Origin of the sequence: Veillonella sp. CHU732 (assembly GCF_003992085.1) — a bacterium.
GTDB lineage: Bacteria > Bacillota > Negativicutes > Veillonellales > Veillonellaceae > F0422.
The window spans coordinates 42,707-65,564 of sequence record NZ_RQVC01000008.1; the positions used below are offsets into that span (position 1 = coordinate 42,707).

Annotated in this window: 21 protein-coding genes; all 21 read left to right on the plus strand. The window is 40.0% G+C overall.

Going from position 1 to position 22,858, the window contains the following annotated elements; all coding sequences use genetic code 11:
- Nucleotides 1-55: 55 nt before the first annotated feature.
- The 21 genes from EO121_RS04835 to rnc all read left to right on the plus strand — a co-directional run bounded on the left by EO121_RS04835 (nt 56) and on the right by rnc (nt 22,716).
- Nucleotides 56-1,135, plus strand: coding sequence for a hypothetical protein (locus EO121_RS04835; protein WP_240629389.1), 1,080 nt, complete (start codon nt 56-58; stop codon nt 1,133-1,135).
- A gap of 9 nt (nt 1,136-1,144) precedes the next feature.
- Nucleotides 1,145-2,704 (plus strand): LptA/OstA family protein, encoded by a 1,560-nt coding sequence (locus EO121_RS04840; RefSeq protein WP_127166451.1) that lies wholly within the window; start codon nt 1,145-1,147, stop codon nt 2,702-2,704.
- Between the two features lie 14 nt (nt 2,705-2,718).
- Nucleotides 2,719-3,606 carry a UTP--glucose-1-phosphate uridylyltransferase GalU gene (galU, locus tag EO121_RS04845; RefSeq protein WP_127161336.1) on the plus strand — a complete coding sequence of 296 codons (888 nt, stop codon included), beginning with the start codon at nt 2,719-2,721 and terminating at the stop codon, nt 3,604-3,606.
- 230 nt (nt 3,607-3,836) lie between these two features.
- On the plus strand, nt 3,837-5,465 hold the full coding sequence (locus EO121_RS04850; RefSeq protein WP_127166453.1) for a phosphoenolpyruvate carboxykinase (ATP): 1,629 nt from the start codon (nt 3,837-3,839) through the stop codon (nt 5,463-5,465).
- Between the two features lie 11 nt (nt 5,466-5,476).
- Complete coding sequence (gene brnQ / locus EO121_RS04855; protein WP_127166455.1) at nt 5,477-6,817, plus strand: branched-chain amino acid transport system II carrier protein; 1,341 nt, start codon at nt 5,477-5,479, stop codon at nt 6,815-6,817.
- Nucleotides 6,818-7,161: 344 nt separating this feature from the next.
- Nucleotides 7,162-8,127, plus strand: a complete 966-nt coding sequence (locus EO121_RS04860) for an ABC transporter substrate-binding protein (protein ID WP_127161333.1) — start codon at nt 7,162-7,164, stop codon at nt 8,125-8,127.
- Nucleotides 8,128-8,162: 35 nt separating this feature from the next.
- Nucleotides 8,163-9,062, plus strand: coding sequence for an ABC transporter permease (locus EO121_RS04865; RefSeq protein WP_127166457.1), 900 nt, complete (start codon nt 8,163-8,165; stop codon nt 9,060-9,062).
- A 15-nt stretch (nt 9,063-9,077) separates the two neighbouring features.
- Nucleotides 9,078-9,869, plus strand: coding sequence for an ABC transporter ATP-binding protein (locus EO121_RS04870; protein ID WP_127161331.1), 792 nt, complete (start codon nt 9,078-9,080; stop codon nt 9,867-9,869).
- Nucleotides 9,870-9,992: 123 nt separating this feature from the next.
- Nucleotides 9,993-10,259 carry a 30S ribosomal protein S15 gene (rpsO, locus tag EO121_RS04875; protein ID WP_009353572.1) on the plus strand — a complete coding sequence of 89 codons (267 nt, stop codon included), beginning with the start codon at nt 9,993-9,995 and terminating at the stop codon, nt 10,257-10,259.
- A 143-nt stretch (nt 10,260-10,402) separates the two neighbouring features.
- A complete protein-coding gene (locus tag EO121_RS04880; protein WP_127166458.1) occupies nt 10,403-12,664 on the plus strand; it encodes a TonB-dependent receptor in 2,262 nt (753 codons plus the stop codon).
- A 269-nt stretch (nt 12,665-12,933) separates the two neighbouring features.
- Nucleotides 12,934-14,082 carry a hypothetical protein gene (locus EO121_RS04885; RefSeq protein WP_127166460.1) on the plus strand — a complete coding sequence of 383 codons (1,149 nt, stop codon included), beginning with the start codon at nt 12,934-12,936 and terminating at the stop codon, nt 14,080-14,082.
- A gap of 103 nt (nt 14,083-14,185) precedes the next feature.
- Entirely contained in the window at nt 14,186-14,740 is a 555-nt protein-coding gene (gene fapR, locus EO121_RS04890; protein ID WP_126939208.1) for a transcription factor FapR, read from the plus strand.
- Nucleotides 14,741-14,749: 9 nt separating this feature from the next.
- Nucleotides 14,750-15,778 carry a phosphate acyltransferase PlsX gene (gene plsX, locus EO121_RS04895; RefSeq protein ID WP_009353579.1) on the plus strand — a complete coding sequence of 343 codons (1,029 nt, stop codon included), beginning with the start codon at nt 14,750-14,752 and terminating at the stop codon, nt 15,776-15,778.
- Complete coding sequence (locus tag EO121_RS04900) at nt 15,762-16,757, plus strand: beta-ketoacyl-ACP synthase III (RefSeq protein ID WP_127166462.1); 996 nt, start codon at nt 15,762-15,764, stop codon at nt 16,755-16,757. Before plsX ends, EO121_RS04900 begins: the two co-directional genes overlap by 17 nt.
- 10 nt (nt 16,758-16,767) lie before the next feature.
- On the plus strand, nt 16,768-17,712 hold the full coding sequence (gene fabK / locus EO121_RS04905; protein WP_126938133.1) for an enoyl-[acyl-carrier-protein] reductase FabK: 945 nt from the start codon (nt 16,768-16,770) through the stop codon (nt 17,710-17,712).
- Nucleotides 17,713-17,727: 15 nt separating this feature from the next.
- Nucleotides 17,728-18,666, plus strand: coding sequence for an ACP S-malonyltransferase (gene fabD / locus EO121_RS04910; RefSeq protein ID WP_127166464.1), 939 nt, complete (start codon nt 17,728-17,730; stop codon nt 18,664-18,666).
- Between the two features lies 1 nt (nt 18,667).
- Nucleotides 18,668-19,411 carry a 3-oxoacyl-[acyl-carrier-protein] reductase gene (gene fabG, locus EO121_RS04915; protein ID WP_127166466.1) on the plus strand — a complete coding sequence of 248 codons (744 nt, stop codon included), beginning with the start codon at nt 18,668-18,670 and terminating at the stop codon, nt 19,409-19,411.
- 44 nt (nt 19,412-19,455) lie between these two features.
- On the plus strand, nt 19,456-19,686 hold the full coding sequence (locus EO121_RS04920) for an acyl carrier protein (RefSeq protein WP_009353552.1): 231 nt from the start codon (nt 19,456-19,458) through the stop codon (nt 19,684-19,686).
- Nucleotides 19,687-19,756: 70 nt separating this feature from the next.
- Nucleotides 19,757-20,713: a nitronate monooxygenase family protein gene (locus EO121_RS04925; RefSeq protein ID WP_127166468.1), complete on the plus strand. Its 957-nt coding sequence runs from the start codon at nt 19,757-19,759 to the stop codon at nt 20,711-20,713.
- Nucleotides 20,714-20,737: 24 nt separating this feature from the next.
- The gene (gene fabF / locus EO121_RS04930; protein WP_127166470.1) at nt 20,738-21,982 is read left to right on the plus strand and encodes a beta-ketoacyl-ACP synthase II; all 1,245 of its coding nucleotides are present in this window, start codon (nt 20,738-20,740) and stop codon (nt 21,980-21,982) included.
- Complete coding sequence (gene rnc / locus EO121_RS04935; protein ID WP_370447212.1) at nt 21,979-22,716, plus strand: ribonuclease III; 738 nt, start codon at nt 21,979-21,981, stop codon at nt 22,714-22,716. Before fabF ends, rnc begins: the two co-directional genes overlap by 4 nt.
- Nucleotides 22,717-22,858 lie beyond the last annotated feature (142 nt).

Genomic DNA, 22,858 nt, shown 5'->3' on the forward strand with positions numbered 1-22,858 from the left:
GATTAGCACGGGCTTGCCCGTGCTATCTATGTGTTAGTAGAGATGAGGAGATACTATGAAACGTTCTGCTGTATTGGGAGCCGTATTCGCTCTTTTAACAACAAGTGTATGGGCTGCACCAGATACTGTTTTAGAAAAAACAGAAGCCTTAGAAAGTACTGTATATGGTAAAGTGCAAGTAGGGGCCTTAACAGATCGAGTGCATCAATTGCAAGATACTATTTTGGGGGCTAAACAACAAGGCAGTATTACTGGTCAAGTGGAATCTTTGTACAAGTCTGTAGAAGGGCAAGGTACAAAGGTAACATTGCATCAAGAAGTGAATGCTTTGGAATGGATGTATTTTGATGAAGTTCATAGTGGATCTCTTGTAGAGCGCATTGGGGAAATGGAACGCAGTGTGAATGGATTAGAAGCAAAAGGATCCTTACAAAGCCGTGTACAAAAACTAAAACAATCTATCTTTGGCACACAAGTAGCTTTGAAAACTAAGACGGGTACAATTGGAGCAGATCAAGTATTTACTCTAGAATTGACAGAACCTGTGACATCTCAAAAAAATGTAAAAGATGATGTGGTACATGTCAAAGTAGCTGAAGATGTAATGGATGGAGAAACTTTGTTGATTCCTAAAGGAACAGTAGGAACTGGTCATATTACAGAAATTACAAAAGCTCGCTCCTTTGGTCGTAATGCTAAATTGAACATTGTCTTTGACCAGTTACAAGGTATCGACGGAACTATCTTTACAGCTATCCAAGGGGAAGAAGCAAAAGCGAAAACAAAAGGCGAATTAAAAGCTGCTGGCGCCTCTGTAGCAGGAGCTGTATTGTTGGGACCAGTAGGACTTGTAGGGGGCTACTTTGTCAAAGGAAAATCCATTGATTTGCCAGTAGGAACGCTTGTATACGTGCAACCGGAATCTTCTGTTACAATTTCTGGTATAGAAATACATGGTGTGGATACTGGTGTAGCTCCTAAAGCTCCTGTAGAGGCTGTGGTAGCACCGAAAGCAGCAGAGCCAGTTGCTATACAAGCGCCAGCTGTAAAAGCAAAAGAAGAGCCTGTACAAGTTGTACCAGATGATTCTTTAACAGAAAAACCTGTCATCATTGTAAAACGTGAGAAAGACTAGGAGATGGACATGAAACGATATTCTGTAACAGCCGCTGCCATTTTGACGGCATTGGCGTGTACACAAAGCCATGCACAAACAGTAGATACTACAGCTCCAGTATTTGAACCGGAGCCTCAAGTAGCTGCGGTTCAGTATGTGCAAACTCCTATGGGTTCCACTGTATCTACGGATACAAAGTATGTACCGAATCTGCAAGTGAAGCCAGCAGTTCCTAAAGGAAAAGAAGAGGCACAGAAGCCAGCCGTACCTGTTCGTATTGATGCAGATAAAATGTATTATAATGATACAACTGGTCGTGTATGGGCCAACGGTTCTGTAGAAGTAGAACGAGGCAATCAACAGCTACTGTCGCAAAAAATAGAAGGCAATACGAAGACGCAACAATATGAAAGTGCATCGGACTATCGCTTTTTAGAAGATAAAGGGGACACAAAAAACTTAACAGGTTCTCATATTACTTACAATGCGACTACTGGTGAAGCGCATACAAAGGACGTATTTGGCTATGCAGATCCCTATTGGGTGAAAGCTGAAGTAGGCGACTTTGATGGTAAAACAGGGCGCATTGAAAAAGGTTGGTTAACGACAAAACATGCCATCGCTTTTAAAGGGGCACCTGATTATCGTGTGGAAGGGGATTATATTGAAGTATTCCCTGGCGATAAAGCAGTCATTCATAATGCAAGCTTTTATATTAAAAATAAACGAATTATTTCTGTAAAAAAATATACCGTGTCTTTGCGCCAAGATAAACAAGGACAAGTGAGTGTATTTTCCTTTGTACCAAGACCAAAATACAACTCCTCTGACGGATTGAGCTTAACTGGTAAGATTGATTATCCTGTATCTAAGCATGGAGAGTTGTTCTTGCATTATACATGGGGCACCAATATTGGATTTAAACCATCTTTTGGGTATGTACAGTTCTTGCCATGGGGTGAAGCAAAGATTGCATACAGTCGTGAATCAGCTACACTAAATGCTAAAAAGGTATGGGTAGAAAAGAAACCTGAACTGTCCATAGACACACATGCCTATCATATAGGTGCTACGCCATTTACAATTCGTGGCGGGGCTAGCTATGGTAGATGGGTGGAAGGCCATATCAAAGGTAGCCATACTAAATATTTTGGAGAACTCTCTCATGATCCAGTTCGTATTGGATCGAACACAGAGGTAAAATTCTATGGGGGTTACCAACGTGACTATTATGGATATGATTCATCCGTACGATCTATGCCATATTGGGGCGTAGGAGCGACTACAAAATTAGGTCCACGAGTGGATGCATGGGCTGGATATCGTCAAAGTAATGTATCGGTTTCAGCAGATTCTCCATATCCATTTGATCAAATCGATGTGAAGTATAATCTGTACTATGGTTTAAGTGTCCAAGCTACACGATTAGATCGTTTTAGTGTACAAATGCAACGAGACTTGCAAACCCATGAATTACGCTATGTAGATTTGACATGGCATAGAGATTTGCATTCCTTTGAAGGATCCTTAACATATCGTACAAAACAAAAGAAATGGGAATATACATTGGTAGCGAAAGATTTTTAATCTAAGGGGACGCCATGAAAAAAGTTAGAAAAGCAGTCATTCCAGCCGCAGGTTTTGGAACACGCTTTTTACCAGCCACTAAGGCACAACCGAAAGAGATGTTGCCTATCGTGGATACACCAACTATACAATACATTGTGCAAGAAGCCATCGATTCCGGTATTGAGGATATTCTAATTATTACAGGACGGAATAAGCGTGCCATTGAAGATCATTTTGATACTAGCGTGGAGTTGGAACAATTATTGCAACAACAAGGCAAGCAACAGCATCTGGAGATGGTGAGAAACTTGGCGAATATTAAAGTTCATTACATTCGTCAGAAAACAGCCCGTGGCTTAGGTGATGCTATTTATTGTGCTAAGTCTTTCATAGGAGATGAGCCATTTGCTGTTCTCTTAGGGGATGATGTGGTGTATAATCCGCAAAGGCCATGCTTGAAACAGTTGATTGATTGTTATTATGCCCATGATGGGGTGACGATTTTAGGAACTCAATTTGTAGCGCCAGAAAAAGTTAGCTCCTATGGTATTGTGTCAGGATATGAAATTGAACCGAATGTGTACGAAGTAGCTGGGCTAGTGGAGAAACCACCACTTGAATATGCTCCATCGAACTTGGCCGTATTAGGTCGTTATATTTTGACACCAGATATATTTGACGAGTTAGAAAAAACTCCTCAAGGAGCGGGTAATGAAATTCAGTTGACCGATGCCATTGCGAGACTTTCATCAAAAATTTTAGCCTATTCCTATGAAGGGGTACGCTATGATATAGGTGATCGCTTAGGCTATTTAAAAGCCACCGTAGAATACGGCTTGCGAAACCCACAGTTGGCAGAGGCTTTCAAAACTTATTTGCAAGAACTAGACATCGATTCTGTTATGAATCTTAAAGCGTAGTTGTATATAGGTAAGTAACGGATGTTATGAGATGCATACCTCGTGACATCCGTTTTTGTATATCTACTTACTGCATAGTAAGAATATATTGTGATTCATATCACAGAAACTTATGTTTATTAAGGCTAATACTGTGCATATGGTGGTCTCATATTGTGAAATACTTAATTAAATGTTAGAATATAAGGGAATATACATAAGTATAATAAGTTACAACGAATGAGGAAATTATGGCAACAAGATTAAAATGGAAACAGTCCGAAATTAAAGAAAACCCGCTTTTTTCTAAATTAAGAAGTACGATAGAAACAGCGTTTTATGGAAATAATGTAACACCTGTTAAATCCATTGCACAGGCTTATGAGTTAGCAACTAAGGAACCTGGTGTCATTGTATTAGATATGCCAATTTACCGTGCGGAAGAGCAAGGATTACCACAAGATGCAAAAGTATTAGTTACCAATAATGGTAAAACTACAGGTCGTTATGCAAAAGCGCGGCGCATCATCGGTGATGAAGGGATTAACGAAGTAGAGTTATGTGATATTGCTCGTGAAGCTGTATATGATAGCCGTCATAAAGAATGGATTTCTGCGCAAGCCATCGTAGGTTTGGATGAAGCTTTCACAGCTCGTGCGCACTTGATGATTCCGAAAGAACATGCATCTATCCTGTATTCTTGGGCTATCAATTTCCAATTTTTCAATGAGGAAGTAAAAGCCTTTTACAGAGAGAGTAAGGAAATTCCTGAAGGGGATATTTTTATCTATTCTGATCCAGATTATGTGGTAGAAGGATATCCTGGAGGACTTGCTATTTTTGATCCTGCTCATAACTGCGCTATGATTTTAGGGATGCGCTATTTTGGAGAACACAAAAAAGGTACTCTTACATTAGGATGGTCCTTGGCAAATCGTTACGGCTATGTGGCGTGCCATGGTGGCATGAAACGATACAATTTGAAAGATGGTTCTTCCTATACCATCGGCGTATTCGGGTTATCCGGATCGGGCAAGTCTACATTAACGCATGAACAACATGATGGACGCTATGATATTTCTGTGTTACATGATGATGCGTATATTATTCATACAGAAGATTTATCCTCTATTGCATTAGAACCAACATATTTTGATAAAATGCAAGACTATCCGGTGGAACATCCTGCCAATAAATATCTATTGACATTACAAAATGTGGGTGTAACCTTAGATGAAGATGGTAATAAAGTTGTCTTAGCAGAAGATGTACGCAATAACAATGGTCGTGCTATTAAATCGCAATTCTGGACAGACAATCGTGTGAATTTTGTGAAAGATCCAGTGAATGCTATCGTGTGGTTGATGAAAGATAAAACGTTACCACCGATTTTAAAAATTGATGATCCAATTTTGGCAGCTACTATGGGTGCTACTTTGGCAACACGTCGCTCTACAGCGGAAAAATTAGACGACAATGTAGATCCTAATGCATTGGTCATTGAACCTTATGCAAATCCATTCCGTACCTATTCCTTACGTACTGATTATGAAAGCTACAAAAAATTATTCACTCAATCTGGTGTAGATTGCTACATTATGAATACGGGCTTCTTCTTGGATAAGAAAATTCCAAAAGAGGTAACATTAGGTTTGTTAGAAGGTTTGGTTGAGGGTAGTCTTAACTTTGAACCATTCTATAAATATGAAAACTTAGAATATGTAAAAGTGGAAGGTTTTGAACCAGACTTTACAGTTCGTGAGTATCATCATATTCTTCATAAAGCATTTGAGTTCCGTTATGATTACATTGAAAACTTAAAAGGAACAAAAGATGAGTTGCCTGACGAAGTATTAGATGTATTAAAAATCATTATGTAGGGGGACTAATCATGAAGCAAACATTATCTTGGGGTTCCGTAGCCTTTATTGGAACTATGCTATTCGGCATGTTCTTTGGGGCAGGAAACTTAATTTTCCCAGTTCACTTGGGACAAGAAGCCGGTCAAGCCTTATGGCCAGCTATTATAGGTTTTTTAGTAACAGCAATCGGATTACCATTCTTGGGTATTGTTGCTATGGGGGTATCTCGTAGTAATGGCTTACAAGATTTAGTGAGCCGCGTACACCCTATGTATGGTAAAATCTTTACTTTGTTGTTATACATTACTATTGGCCCTGCATTTGCCATCCCGAGAACAAGTACAGTATCCTATACCATCGGATTTGAACCATTCCTTGGTGGTGTCAATCCAGATCTTGCATTAGGTGTATTCTCTGCAGTGTTCTTTATCATTGCTATTTTGTTCTCTCTAAACCCTGGCAAGTTGATGACCTATATTGGTAAAGTGTTAACACCATTATTCTTAGTGTTTCTAAGTATTTTATTAATCACTGTAGTGGTTATGCCAATGGGAGATTACACATCAGTAGCGCCACAAGGGGAATATGCGACTCATGCGTTCTTCAAAGGTTTTACGGAAGGATATAACACGCTAGATGTATTGGCATCTTTAGCCTTTGGTATTATCGTTATTCGTGCTCTACAAGGAGTAGGGGTCACAGAACCTAAGGACATTGCTATGGGCCTTGTGAAAGCCGGCTTCGTAGCGTGCTCCATTATGGCTGTTATCTACGGTTTCTTGGCGTATAGTGGTGCTACTAGCGTGACCACATTAGGTCTTGCTAAAAATGGCGGTATCACTATGGCGCAAATGAATGCATTTTACTTCGGTAATGTAGGGGCTATCTTGTTGGCTATTATCGTTACGTTGGCATGTTTAAAAACATGTGTAGGCTTAATCGGTGCTTGTGGTGAAACATTTGATGAAATGTTCCCTAATACATTGGGTTACCGTGGTTATGCATACTTAACAACAGCAGTGGGTTTCTTAATTGCTAACGTAGGCTTAACAAAAATCATCGAATTAGCCATCCCTGTATTGATGTTCTTGTATCCATTGTCTATTACCATCATCTTGTTATCCTTTGCAGCACCTATTTTCAAAGGCAGACAAGCTGTGTATGCGTGGACAACAGCCTTTGCGTTATTTGCGGCATTAGGTGATGCTATGGCAACAGCACCAGCATTTATCAATCAATCTGGATTTGTACAATGGGCGTTGCCATATTATGGAATGCTTCCATTTGCCTCCATCGGTATGGGCTGGATTTTACCGTCCATTATCGGTTTTGTTGTGGGTATGGTACATATCGGTCTAGTACGAAAATAATAGTTATGCTTGTACATACACTAGTAGAGATGTTTAGTATCGCGGTGTAGAGTATCTTGCAAGACAAATTAATAGTGTAATATAGATAAACGACTAGGTTGTAAGGATCTAGTCGTTTTGTCTATCTTTACAAGTATATTTCGATGTTTATTGCTATAGAAATGGGCATCAGGTTTTCTAGCCTTTATCCATATGTTACAGAAAAATATTAGATTCTATAGAAATTACAAATTATATATTTTCTATTACTTTCACATGTGGTATAATCTCTATATCTTTCCCATAGAAAGACTGTAGGCGGTAGCGCGAGGCTACCAATGTAGTATAGTAGAAAGGAGATTTTTATGTGGAAAAAAGGACTGGCCCTGTTGGTGGTCTGTCTGGTGGGATTCTTACTATGGCATGAATCTTCACTAGAAGCACCAGGAGGAGGCAAGATGTACCGAGTAGGTATCTTGCAATTAGCGGAGCATCCCGCACTAGATGCAGCCAACAAAGGTGTTGTAGATGGATTACGGGAAGAGGGATTTGTAGATAATGTGATTCTTGACCATCAAAATGCTCAAGGAGACCAATCGAATCTAAACACCATTGCCCAACGATTTGTGGCACGTAATTCCGATTTAGTAGTGGCTATTGCCACACCAGCCGTACAGGCTATGGCAAATGCTACGAAGGATATTCCGGTGTTAGGAACGGCGGTTACGAGTTTTACCACAGCACGACTAGTGGATAGTGATGAACATCCAGGTGGTAATGTATCGGGTACCACAGATATGGTGCCTATGGAAAAACGAGTGGAATTAGTGCATCAATTATTGCCGAATGCGAAAAAAATCGGTACTATTTATTCATCTAGTGAAGTGAATTCACAATTACAAGCAGAGAGTTTTCGAAAAGAAGCGCAGAAATACGGTATGGAATTAGTGGAAATTACCGTATCCAACGTGAATGACGTACCGCAAGCGGCGAATCAATTAGCTATTATGGGGATTGATGCAGTGTACTTTCCAACGGATAATATCATCGCTTCATCCTATGCGAACATCGTCACCATTTTTAGTAGTGCCAACTTACCAGTGTTTCCCTCTGATGAGACATGGTTAAAAACAGGCGGACTAGCAGCCTATTCTGTAGACTTTTATAGATTAGGGGTTCAAACTGGACATATGGCGGCCCGTGTGCTTCGTGGTGAAAGTACACCGGATAGCATGCCAATCGAGATGCAAGAGCCTATTAAATTTGTATTCAATCAAGACGAAGCAGATCGCTTGCACATCCAGATTCCAGAGTCATTACGACAACAGTAGTATAGTAGTGGGGGCAACCCCAAGTAGGAGGATCTATGACAAACTTAATTATTAGTACCATTGCACAAGGCCTATTGTGGGCATTGTTGGCATTGGGTGTATTCATTACTTTCAGAATTTTAGACGTAGCTGATTTAACAGTAGAAGGTAGTTTCCCTATGGGATCTGCTATTTCTGCAGTATTGATTACCATGGGTGTAAACCCTTGGATCACAGTGATAGTTGCAGGTATTGGTGGTATGATTGCTGGAGCTGTAACGGGCTGGATACATACCAAATTAAAAATTCCTGCATTGCTAGCTGGTATCTTAACCATGATTGCCTTGTATTCTGTGAACTTACATATTATGGGGAAAGCAAACATTTCCTTATTGCGCATGGATACAGTGTACTCCGCCATTCATAGCATGGGCATTTCCAATGCGGTGGCATTGACCATCATTGGTGTAGTAGTAACGGTGGTAGTGGGATTATTCTTATTCTGGTTCTTCGGCACTGAGCTAGGTACATCGATTCGTGCTACTGGGGTAAATCCACAAATGATTCGTGCCCAAGGGGTGAACACAGACACTATGATTGTCCTTGGCTTATTATTGTCTAATGGATTTGTAGCTGTGTCGGGTGCTTTAATTGCCCAATCCCAAGGCTTCGCAGATATCGGTATGGGTGTAGGGACTATCGTTATTGGTTTGGCATCTGTTATCATCGGGGAAGTACTATTTGCTTCTTCTTCGGTAGTGCGCAAACTATTCGGTAATTCTTCCTTCGTGTTGAGCTTAGTAGCCGTTGTATTCGGTTCCATTATTTACCGTATTGTTATTGCTACTGTACTATACCTAGGTATGCCTCCAAATGATTTGAAATTATTTACCGCTATATTAGTAGCTCTTGCCTTATCTTTACCAACGTGGCAAGGTAAATTTCGTCGTGGTTAAGAGGAGGGTGCACACATGTTAGAATTAAAAGGAATTGTGAAAGCCTTCCATAAAGGCACGGTGAATGAAAAAATTGCTCTTCGTGGCATTGATTTACGATTAGAAGATGGTGACTTCGTGACTGTTATCGGTGGTAATGGTGCCGGTAAAAGTACCTTGTTGAACTCCATCGCTGGGGTATTCCCTGTCGATGAAGGTACATTACATATTAATGATGTAGACGTCACTCATATGGCGGAATACAAGCGGGCCAAATACATTGGTCGTGTCTTCCAAGATCCTATGTTGGGCACAGCAGGAAATATGCAAATTGAGGAGAACATGCTTCTCGCCTTGCGCCGAGGCAAACAAATGGGATTATCTTGGGCTTTTAAAGAAAATGAAAGAGAATTATTTAAACAGCAATTGGCTCGTTTAGATTTGGGTTTAGAACATCGCTTGTCATCCAGTATGGGATTATTAAGTGGTGGTCAACGACAATCCATTACTTTGTTGATGGCCACTATGTTGAAGCCAGAAGTGCTGTTGCTAGATGAACATACAGCAGCCTTAGATCCTAAAACGGCAGAAAAAGTATTGCAGCTCACAGATGAATTGGTCAAAGAACATCATTTGACTACCTTGATGATTACCCATAATATGCGTGATGCCTTACGATTCGGCAATCGCTTGATTATGATGGATAATGGTAAAGTTATCTATGATGTACGTGGAGAAGAAAAAGCTAGTTTAACCGTACAAGATTTATTAGAGCGCTTTGAAGTAGCCAGCGAAAATACCCTCAGTGACCGCATGATGCTGGGCTAAGTACTTTACTTTTACCACAAAGTATAGTATTATAGATACCGATGTATTAACCTAGGCGAGGTAATTGAGTCTCCGCCCATTACTTTGGCCTATGGAATTGTAATTTTTAGGAGGACATGAAACATGTTAACTACAGAAGCTAAAGCAGCTATTATTAAAGAATTTGCTGTTCACGAAGGTGACACTGGATCCCCAGAAGTACAAATCGCGATTTTAACTAACCGCATTGTATACTTAACTGAGCATTTAAAAGAGCACAAAAAAGATCATCATTCCCGTCGTGGTCTTTTAAAATTAGTTGGTCAACGTCGTAACATGCTTGACTACCTTCGTCGTAAAGATATCGAACGCTACCGTGCGATCTTAGAAAAATTAGGATTACGTAAATAATTTTACGTACTTACAAAAAGCGGCTTCGGCCGCTTTTTTGTTATATATGAAGATATTTTCACAAAATGATTTGCAATATTGAAAATGAATGTTATACTAATAGAAAACTTAATGTTTGTTTTATAGTAAGAAGGGAAGCACGAATGAAACAAGTGAAACGAAAGACAACTCGGGCTATGTTGTTATCCATGGTAGTATTAGCTATGAGTGGGCAACATGGATATGCGGCAGATACACAAGTGGCAGAGGATACAGTTATATTACCTGATGTAACAGTAACAGCGACTAGAACAATACAAGATATTGCGAAAACACCTAGCTCTGTATCGGTAGTGACGGCAAAAGATATTGAAAACCGTAAAGCAGATACAGTAGCAGATGCGCTACAACTGTTGCCGGGAGTCTATAAAAGTGCAGCTTCTGCAGGAGAACTTCAAATTCGTGGGTTTGATTCTAAAAATATATCCGTATTCGTTGATGGTGTGCCTATGAATAACTCATTCAATAATAAGGTGGATTGGGAAGTGATTCCTGTTCATTCTATTGAGCGAATTGAGTTAGTTCGAGGTGCTAGTTCCTCCTTGTATGGTGGAAAAGGTGTAGCAGGCGTTGTCAGCATCAAAACGAAGCAAGTAGCTCCGAAAGCAGACCGTAAGGAGATTCGTTGGCATGGCAAAATAAATGGGGGAACCTATGGAACATGGAATAATGCATTAGGTTTTGATGCATCTGTTTCTAATCGAATTACGATTGGTGTGTCTGCAGAGGAACGCCGTACAAAAGGCTTCCCAGGCTTCTTTATCACTGAAAGTAGCAAAAAAGTGACAGATAAGGTCAAAGCTGTAGCGCCAGATGTACCATTAGAACAATTAAAAAATGGTAATTATGTATTGGGTAATCGTGGTGATAAATCTTTACATAATAAAAATTTGTCAGCATATATAACGATGCACTTAGGTAAAAAAGAATCTTTAACCTATAGGTATACCTATGCAAATCATAAATACTCGTATCATAATCCAACAAGTGTAGTAATAGTGAATGGAAAGCCCACTTTCACTGGAAATATCAAAATCGATGATGCAAAGTACGTAGAAGTGAAAGGCGATGGATTCTTAGGGCATGATGCAGAGCGTGAGTATCAAAGCCATAGCTTGCAATACAAAAATGATGTAAATAAACTGCAAATTTCTTTGAGTCTATTAGATAAAAAGAAAGATGGATACTCTATGCCAACAAAAGCAAATTCAGGAGATTATGAAGGTCCAGGGACACACTCTTTTTATCCAGGTAAAGCGTATAATTTTGATGTTCAAAAAGCTTGGAATAGCCAAGGAAAACATGAAATTGTAAGTGGTTTGAACTGGAAACAAGAACGATTTGACCAAAATAAAATCATGCTTTCCCATTGGCGCGATAAAGGGGCTGTGGATACAAACGTATATCCAAATGGTATCAGTGAAACAAACAGTGGGGCTAGCCGAAATATTGCCGGTTTTGTACAAGATACCTATCGTCCAAATGATAGCTGGGCTATCTATGCAGGACTTCGTTTCGATCATTTTAAAAAATATGATGGGTCTCATGGGGAATACAATCAGAAGACAAAAACCTATGATATTGTACATCATAAAGAAGGTTCTTACACAGAAATCAGTCCTAAGATATCGGTAGAACGGTATATGAATGATACAACCAATGTGTACGCTTCGTATGGTCATTCCTTTGCACCACCAACCTTATACCAAGTGTATCGCTATGGAAAAACGTCAAAAAATGAAATTAAAGCCAATCCAAATCTAGATCCAGAGCATTCTGATACATTTGAATTGGGGTTAAAAAAATCTTGGAATGAAAATACAAAGCTAAATGTATCAGCTTTTTATGTAAAAACTAAAGATAAAATTCAATATGTGACATATAAAAAGCAAGATGGTAAAGATGATTATAAAACCTATGTTAATGTAGGATCTGAAACACGTCGTGGTGTAGAACTGGAACTACGTCATAGGTTGTCATCGAAATGGTCTGTATTTGGTAATTATACATGGCAAATGGGAGAACTTCATAACCAAGCATTAGCTAATACAGATGTAAAAGATGAAAGACAACAAAACTTTGAGATTCCGAAACATCTATTCCATGGTGGTTTTGAATATAACAGCGGCAAGTGGAATGCGATTTGGGATATGCAATATGTGAGTACACGTCAAGGTAAAGATAGATCCTTGGGTGAATATGGAGCAGAAGATAGTTACTTTATAACAAATACATATGTGAATTATAAAGTATCTAAAGAAGCTACAGTTCAAGTAGGTATACAAAACCTATTCGATCGTCAATTCTATGCAAAAGAACTAGCTCCCGGCCGTACCTACTCTGTGGGGATGAAGTTTAAATTCTAAAATCTAATGTAAGCATAATTACATACTATAAGGAAAGAGATGATTCTATATAGGGTCATCTCTTTTTTTAGGTGGGGAAGCAATTTGCATGTAAATAGTTAGAGGTGATATGCAAGGATAGGGAGCTTTCGGAGTGAGGCTATACAATAGGAGTGGCGCTCAAGTTATGGTATAACTAATATTCATAGACGTAGATTTTATTACTATACCGACCAATGGTATACTAAAGAAGATAATAATCGATGATGGGCGTATCAAAGGGGGTATATATGAAATATAAACAGAAGCTTGCTATAGGAACGATACTAGGGTGGTTGAGTTTAGTGCCTATGGTGTATGGAGCCTCAGCTGATATGGTGTATGAAGCCAATGTAACACAGCCAGAGAAGATTACTGTACAGACCAATGGTCGGGCTGTTGGAATACGTAAATATCATGAGGTGTTAGACTATCCTGAAGGCTTACATATAGAGGTGAGTGGTGTAGGCTACGATGCAGCGCTAAAAAAACATCACAATGTATCGGGGATATATGTCCATGACGGTACTCGATTGACGATTCATAAAGGGTTAACAGTGGCTATGCAAAACTCTACCCCTTATGATCAACCTGATGAAATGGCCCATTACTACATGAGTGGCATGTATGCAGGATTTGGACGCAAACACATTGATGATCCTAAGTTTGATACTAAAGTTGTGGTGCACGGACCAACAGTGATTCACGCTATTGGTAATGGCTTGCAAGCTAATAAAGATAGTTATATTACTTTGGATGGTCCGGTGAAACTAAACACGATGCCGTTCCAACAAGCAGATGTGTATGGTGCCGTTGTAGAAGAAGGTAGCATTGGCATTGGTACTAACCGATTAGCTGATACCTATACAAGCACAACGATTTCTTCTGTGGAGCAGGTTAATCAGTATCCGACAGTACAAGTGACGGGCAATTTTGGTGTGCTTAACAAAAATTATGGGTTGAACCCTAATCCAGGTCGTCATGGCTCCTATATCGCGATGAATCTTGGCACAAAGGACTCCAATTGGACTGGTGGGGCTTTAAATGAATTTGCTGAAAGTGGAGATAATCCTCATCAATCAGGAATTACCTTAGTATTAAAAAACAATGCCACATGGCATAACCAATGGATTGGAGCAAAACGACATCGTACGGGTCATGGAGAATTGCTGCTAGCTACAGGGAAAGGATATGCTTTCACAGGAAGCCACATTCAAAATATCGTTGGTGGGGATACTCCAGAAACGGCAGGTATCATATACCAAGAAGATGTATATCCTATCGTAGTAAATGTATTAAAAGGGTATATTAAAGTGGTAGACCATAGACCTAATGCATCGGATGGAAGCGCGCCAATCTATGTAAACATTAATAAAGGATCCTTGACCATTCTCAAATAGCTATGCATATTTTGCATAGTAATAAAGAAAAGCTTGCATGCTATTATCATTTTAGAGTATAATTGTATGGAAGTATTATTACTTGGTCATAAAAGGTGGTTATATGAGTCGTATAAAGAAGGAAGAACGACAACAGTTATTGCGCGAAAAACTGAATATAAGTCCCTTCACGACAGATGAGGAATTGGCCACATATTTTGGTGTCAGTGTTCCTACCATTCGATTGGATCGGTTGGCTCTAGGCATTCCTGAATTACGTGAACGGATTAAGGCAATGGCACAGGAGCATTCTGATGACCGACAGCATATAGATCGGGCAGATGTGGTAGGAGATGTCATTGATTTAGCAGTAGGACAATACGGCATCAGTGTTCTTCGCACTACAAAAGATATGCTGGATCGCTCTGGTTACGTAGAGGCACAATATTTATATGCTCAAGCGAACTCGTTGGCGAGAGCCATTGTAGGAGTACCTACGATGATTGCTGGAGTTGGAAACATTAAGTATAAAAGCCTTGTTAAGAGTGATGTCAATTTGGCGGCGAAAGCAGAGTTAGTGCGACAACGAGGAGAAAAATTCTTTATAAAAGTAACAATCAAAGATAACATAAAAGAAGTGTTTCGCGCTAAATTCATTATGGAATCTGTGATAGAATAAAGGTGAACTATGAAGATTGCAGTAGATGCTATGGGTGGCGATTTTGCTCCCCTCGAAATAGTCTTAGGCTCTATTGCCGCTGTGCACGAATATGATACTATGGATATCGTGCTTGTCGGTGATGAAAGTAAAATAAAAGAAATTTTAGAAGCAGAAGGTGAACTGGAGAATCCAAGAATTTCCATTCATCATGCTAGTGAAGTCATAGAAATGCATGAGCATCCAAGTATTGCGTTACGCAAGAAAAAAGATGCATCCATTGCGGTGGCGACACGGTTGGTTCGTGAAAAGGTTTGTGATGCGGTGATTGCACCAGGTAGTACTGGGGCGGCCGTGGCATCAGCTTTACTAGGATTGGGAAGAATCAAGGGGATTGAGCGGCCTTGTATTGCTACACCATTACCAACAGCGAATGGCGTGACAATTATGCTAGATTCTGGTGCTAATGCGAATAGTAAGCCAAAACATCTAGTGCAAGGTGCTATCATGGGATATAACTATGCGCAGTTGTTACTTGGTAAACCTAACCCAACTGTGGGCTTGTTAAATATTGGTGAAGAATCCACTAAAGGAAATGAAGTTGTCTTAGAAACCTATCCGTTACTACAAAAACTAAAAACAATCCCTTTTAAAGGGAATGTGGAAGGCCGTGATATTCCAAAAGGAACGGTAGATGTAGTAGTATGTGATGGATTTGTAGGTAATGTGGTGCTAAAATTTGCAGAAGGTCTTGTATCAGTGGTACAAGATATTCTAAAAGAAGGCATCAAACAAAGTAGCATTATCTCTAAACTAGGAGCCTTATTGATTGTTCCTGTGTTTAAGAAAATAAAAAAACGACTAGATCACACAGAAAATGGTGGAGCACCTCTATTAGGGGTAAATGGTGTATTTATTATTTGCCATGGTAGCTCTAAATCTAAGGAAATTATGACAGCCATTAAAATTGCTGGAGATTTAGTAGAACGGAAATTGATTGAACATATTTCCTCAAGTATTGAAGAAGAAGGGACCCTAACATATGACAATGCTGAATAAGCCAGTCGGAATTATTGGTACCGGTAGCTATGTGCCAGAAAAAGTTCTTACAAATGCAGATTTAGAAAAAATGGTAGATACTAGCGATGCTTGGATTCAAGAACGAACAGGCATTAAAGAACGTAGAATTGCACCAGAAGGTGTAAATGCTTCAGATATGGCTACAGAAGCGGCAAAAAAAGCCTTAGAAGCTGCTAACTTAACAGCAGAAGATATCGATTGTATTATTGTTGCCACCTTAACAGGCGATATGGCAATTCCATCTACGGCATGTTTAGTACAAGCGAATCTAGGAGCTACGAAAGCGGCAGCCTTTGATTTATCTGCAGCTTGTTCAGGATATGTATACTCTTTGATTACAGCTAGTTCCTATATCAATGCGGGATTGTTTAAAAATGTCCTCGTCGTAGGCGTTGAAGTATTATCTCGTGTGGTAAACTGGGAAGATCGCAATACATGTGTTCTTTTTGGCGATGGTGCTGGAGCCGCTGTAGTATCTTCAGTAGAAGAAGGCTATGGTATGCTTGGTATGGATATGGGGGCTGACGGAAGTGGCGGAATGCATCTATGTATTCCATCTGGAGGTACCGCATTGCCACCGACTACGGAACGTCGTGAAGAGGGGTTAACTTTCATTCATATGAATGGACAAGAAGTATATAAATTTGCTGTAAAAACAATGGGCAAAACTGTATTGAAAGCTCTAGAAATGGCAAATATGAAAGTGGAAGAATTAGATTTCTTTATTCCACATCAAGCGAATACTCGTATTATCAAATCTGCAGCAGATCGTTTGCATCTGACAGAGGATAAAGTATTTATTAATTTACCTAAGTATGGAAACACATCAGCAGCATCCATTGCGATTGCTTTAGATGAAGCAGTGCGTGCAGGAAAATTACAAAAAGGTGATAATCTTGCCGTTGCTGGATTTGGTGCAGGATTAACTTGGGCAAGTCTAGTAATGAAATGGTGCTAAGGAGGACAAGATGATTAAGACTGATATTTGTGATTTATTAGGGATAGAGTATCCCGTTCTTCAAGGTGGTATGGCTTGGTTAGGTACAGCTGAATTAGCAGCTGCTGTATCTGAAGCAGGCGGTTTGGGAATTATCGGGGCAGGTCATATGCCTCCAGATGTATTCCGTGCAGAAATTCATAAATTGAAAGAGCGCACAAGCAAACCATATGGCTGTAACATCATGTTGATGTCTCCATTTGTGAATGAAGTTATGGAAGTTGCTTTGGAAGAACGCGTACCAGTTATCACAACTGGGGCAGGTAATCCATCCACATGGGTACCAGCTTTCAAAGAAATCGGTACGAAAGTAATTCCAGTGGTAGCCTCTGTACTCTTAGCAAAACGTCTACTTCGTGGTGGCATTGATGCAGTTATCGCAGAAGGTACTGAATCTGGTGGTCACGTAGGGGATATTACAACTATGTGTTTAATTCCTCAAATCGTAGATGCTGTGGACGTACCTGTTATCGCCGCTGGTGGTATTGCTGATGGTCGCGGTATGGCGGCAGCCTTAGCATTGGGCGCTAGTGCCGTTCAAATGGGTTCTCGTTTCGTAGTATCTGAAGAATGTATTGCTCATGAGAATTATAAAGAAGCTGTATTGAAAGCAAAAGATCGTTCTACAGTGATGACAGGCTTGACAACAGGTCACCCAGTTCGTATCATTGAGAACTTATTAGCTCGTAAATATCAATCCCTTGAGTTCAGCGGAGCACCAAAAGAAGCTCTTGAAAACCTAGGTGCTGGTACACTTAGAAAAGCGGCGATTGAAGGGGAAACTAAAAATGGTTCCGTTATGATTGGACAAATCGCAGGTATGTTAACTGATATTAAACCTTGCGCTACAATCATTCAAGATATTGTTCGTGAAGCAGAAGAAGTAATGTTGAACTTAAAATCTGTTATACGATAAGCAGGAGGAAGCCTTATGAAAACAGCATTTGTATTCCCTGGTCAAGGGTCTCAAAAAGTAGGTATGTTGAAAGATTTGTACGAAGCGTATCCTATCGTAAGAGAGCGTTTTGCACAAGCAGATGAAGCATTGGGATATTCCATTTCACAATTATGTTTTGAAGGTCCAGATACGGAATTAGTAAAAACAGCAAACACACAACCTGCAATTTTAACAGCTAGTGTGGCATGCTATGAAATTTTAAAAGAAAAAGGCTTTACACCTGATATTGTAGGTGGTCATAGCCTTGGTGAATATAGTGCCTTGGTAGCAGCAGGTGTTCTTGATTTTAAAGATGCTGTTTACGTAGTGCATAAACGTGGTGAATATATGCAAGAAGCGGTGCCATTGGGCGAAGGCGCTATGGCGGCTATCTTAGCATTACCACGTGAAGAAGTAGTTCGCATCTGCGGAGAAGTGAATGATACTGTAGGATCTGTACAAGCAGTTAACTTTAACTGCCCAGGACAAATTGTAATTGCTGGTGCTACAAAAGCCGTAGAAGTGGCAGCTGAAAAAATGAAAGAAGCTGGTGCTAAGCGTGCTGTTATGTTACCAGTTAGTGCGCCTTTCCATAGTCGTTTGATGGAACCAGCAGCGAAACGCTTACAAGAAGAATTAGACAAAATCGAAGTGAAAGATGCACAAATTCCTGTTGTAGCGAATATTACAGGTGAAATTCTAAAAGATGGTGCTACTATTAAAGCAGCCTTAGTTAAACAAGCAGCAGCACCAGTACTTTGGGAAGATTGTGTAGCTACCATGGTAGACTTTGGTGCTACAAGATTTGTAGAAGTAGGACCTGGCAAAGTATTAACAGGTTTCACTAAAAAAATTAATAAAGCAATGGAATTAGCCAATGTTGAAGATGAAGCATCCTTAGCAGCAGCGATTGCATTCTTACAAGGAGAATAACATGAATTTAACAGGTAAAGTAGCGTTAGTTACTGGTGCATCCCGTGGTATCGGGCAAGCCACTGCTATCGATTTAGCAAAAGCTGGAGCAGATGTAGTAGTAAACTTTATTGGTAATGAAGCAGTAGCACAAGAAACTGTAGATGCCATTGAAGCATTAGGCCGTAAAGCAATTAAAATTAAAGCTGATGTAGGTAATGCTGAGGATGTACAGGCTATGGTGGATGAAGCAGTAGCTGCATTTGGTCATATTGACATTCTTGTAAACAATGCAGGCATCACTCGTGACGGATTATTGATTCGTATGAAAGATTCCGACTGGGATGATGTATTGAATATCAACTTAAAAGGTGTATACCTAGTGACAAAAGCAGTTGCTAAGCTTATGGTAAAACAACGTGCTGGTCGCATTATCAACATGACATCTGTATCTGGTGTTACAGGTAATGTGGGTCAGGCCAATTATGCCGCTGCTAAAGCAGGGGTAATTGGCTTTACTAAAACTTGTGCCAAAGAATTAGCGGCTCGTGGTATTACTGTGAATGCAGTAGCACCAGGATTTATTGAAACAGCAATGACAGATGTATTACCTGAAAAAATTAAAGAAGGTATTGCAGCTACAGTTCCGTTTGGTCGTATGGGGCAACCGGAAGAAATTGCTAGTGTAGTAACATTTTTAGCGTCTGACTTTGCAAGTTATATTACTGGCCAAGTTCTCAATGTAGACGGCGGAATGGTGATGTAAACGCAAGATCCTATACATAGACTATGTGAAAGGAGGTGTATGTAATGAGCACATTTGACAAAGTAAAAGCTATTGTTGTTGAACAATTGGGCGTTGACGAATCTGAAGTGGCTATCGATTCCACTTTCATCGATGATTTGGGCGCTGACTCTCTTGACATCGTTGAATTGATCATGGCATTTGAAGAGGAATTCAATATTGAAATCCCTGATGATGTTGCTGAAAAAATCAAAACTGTAAAAGACACAGTTGATTACATCGATTCTACAAAATAAGTCTTAGCACTTATGCACCACGAAAGGGGGCTTAGCCCCCTCAGTGGATGTGCACATAGGAGGAATAATAGTGAAACTCCCTGAACTTCGAATAGGGAAATTGGTAGCCAAAGTACCGGTAATTCAAGGTGGAATGGCAATCCGATTGTCTACAGCTCGGTTGGCTGCAGCAGTTGCAAATGAAGGTGGTATCGGCCTGATTGCAGCATCTGGCATGCCTTTTGATGAATTACGATACGAAATACAATTAGCAAGAAAATTATCGCCTACGGGCATTATCGGTATAAATGCAATGGTAGCCGCTACAGAATTTTTAGGCCTTGTAAAAACGGCCATTGAAGAGGGCATTGACCTTGTTGTAGCTGGCGCTGGATTTTCCAGAGATATGTTTGCTTTAGGACGTGAATCTGGTACACCTATCGTACCTATCGTATCCACGCCTAAATTAGCTCGTATTTCTGAAGGATTAGGAGCCTCCGCAGTCATTGTGGAAGGTTGTGAAGCAGGTGGTCACTTAGGTACAGACCGCTCCTCTCGTGAGTTAGTACCAGAAGTAGTAGCAGCTGTAAAAAACATTCCAGTCATTGGTGCTGGTGGGGTTCTTGATGGAGCAGATATTGTAGAGATGATTAAACTTGGTGCTAGTGGTGTACAAATGGGAAGCCGTTTTGCTGCTAGTGTGGAGTGTAATGCCTCTGATGAATTGAAAAAAATGTACGTTCGTGCAGATGCTCCAGAAGATATTGTCTTGATTCAAAGTCCAGTAGGACTTCCAGGACAAGCGTTGCGTAATAAGTTTGCAGAAACAGTATTAGACGGTACAGTACCGCCACCTACAGAGTGTCATCGATGCTTGAAGCATTGTTCTCACAAGTTCTGTATTATTAAAGCCCTTTCACGTGCTCAACAAGGGGATGTGGAAACGGGATTAGTGTTCTCAGGTAATAATATGCGAAAAGTAGATTCCATATTACCTGTGCATGAGATTTTTGCTCGCCTAGTTTCAGAGGCAGCAGCCATTGATTAAATGAGATTATAAAGAGGTGGAATAATGGAAAGACGTGTTGTTATTACTGGTTTAGGTGCTGTGACACCAGTGGGAATCGGTAAAGATGACTTTTACAATGCATTGCTACGTGGCGAATCTGGTATCGGTCCAATTACTCGATTTGATGCAAGTGATTATGCAACTCGTATTGCAGGAGAAATTAAAGATTTTGATCCAACACAATTTGGAATTGATAAAAAAGAAGCGCGCCGTATGGACCGCTCTGCAGCATTTGCTATTGCAGCGGCAGTGCTTGCACAAAAAGATGCTGATTTAGATTTAGATAAAGAAGAAGCAGATCGTTGTGGTACTGTAGTTGGTACTGGTATCGGCGGTATTGATTCTATCCACGATGTATATGTGACTCTATTTGAAAAAGGTCCAGGTCGTGTAAGTCCATTTGCAGTACCTATGATGATTGCTAACATGGTATCTGGTCGTGTATCTATCCAATTAGGATTGAAAGGACCAGTAGAAACTGTTGTTACAGCTTGTACTTCTGGTACTAATGCAATTGGTGAAGCATTCCGCATGATTGCACATGGCCAAGCAGATGTTATGTTCGCAGGTGGTACAGAAGCGGCAGTTTCTCCAGCAGCAGTAGCTGGTTTCGCATCAATGAAAGCTATGTCTACACGTAATGATGAACCTACAAAAGCATCTCGTCCGTTTGCAGCTGACCGCGATGGATTCGTAATGGGTGAAGGCTCTGGTATGATCGTATTGGAAGAATTAGAACATGCAAAAGCACGTGGTGCGCATATCTACGCAGAAGTAGTGGGATATGGTACCAATGGTGATGCATATCATATTTCTTCTCCTGCACCAGGCGGCACACAAGCTCGTAAATGTATGGAATTAGCATTAAATGATGCAGGTATCAAACCTGAAGAAGTTGATTATATTAATGCTCATGGTACATCTACATCCATCAATGATGTAAATGAAACATTGGCAATCAAACAATTATTTGGAGATCATGCTAGTAAATTAGCAGTAAACTCCACAAAATCTATGACAGGTCACTTATTAGGTGCTGCTGGTGCTATTGAAGCAATTGTTATGGCAATGGCTATTGAGACTGGCAAAGTGCATCCAACAATTAACCTTGATAATCCAGATCCAGAATTGGATTTAGATTATGTATCTGACGGAGCTCGTGACATGAAAGTTGATGTAGCTCTTTCCAATTCTTTTGGTTTCGGTGGACACAACGGTACTATCGTTGTTCGTCGTTACGAGGCATAATTGTGAGTGCGCCTAAAAGTAGCAAAGTAACTAGCAAGGCTCGTGAAGAATCACTTCACGAGCTTATTGCGAATTTACAATTGCCATTACAAAATATAGGTACTTTGAATCGTGCCTTGACACATTCTTCCTATGCGAATGAACATAAATTATCTCATGAACATCATAATGAGCGTTTAGAGTTCTTAGGGGATGCTGTGTTAGACCTTATTATAGGAGAATATTTATTTATTACATATCCAGAAATGACTGAGGGTGAACTAACTCGTTTAAAAGCTTGTACTGTATGTGAAGGTTCTTTAGCTGCATGTAGCCGTACGTTGGAATTAGGTACCTACTTACGACTAGGTAGAGGGGAACGTCATTGTGGTGGAGCAGAGCGAAACTCTATTTTAGCAGATACTTTTGAGGCTGTCTTAGGAGCTATCTATTTAGAGTGTGGTTACGAAGTGGGAAAACAGTTTGTTTTGAGTCATTTGCATGGATATCTCCAAATGGCACTTTCAGGAAAAGTAGGAAAAGATTTTAAAACATTGCTCCAAGAGTTGGTACAACAAAAAGGAGAATCTGTGATATGGTATCATGTCATTAATGAGGAAGGACCGGATCATAATAAATTTTTTACTATGGAAGTGGTCGTTGATGGAATTCCATCAGGGGTAGGTTCTGGACGAAATAAAAAAGTAGCAGCTCAAGCAGCTGCAAAAGAGGCTTATGAAAAGCTTATACAATAGTAAGGATTGAGGGGTGGGGAACCACTCCCTTTTTCTTTGATAAGAGTAAAATGGATTATATGGTTGTGATACCATGAAACTGACTGTCATGATACAATAAATGAGTACCTATTAAGTACTGATAGGATTGTCATATATCAAT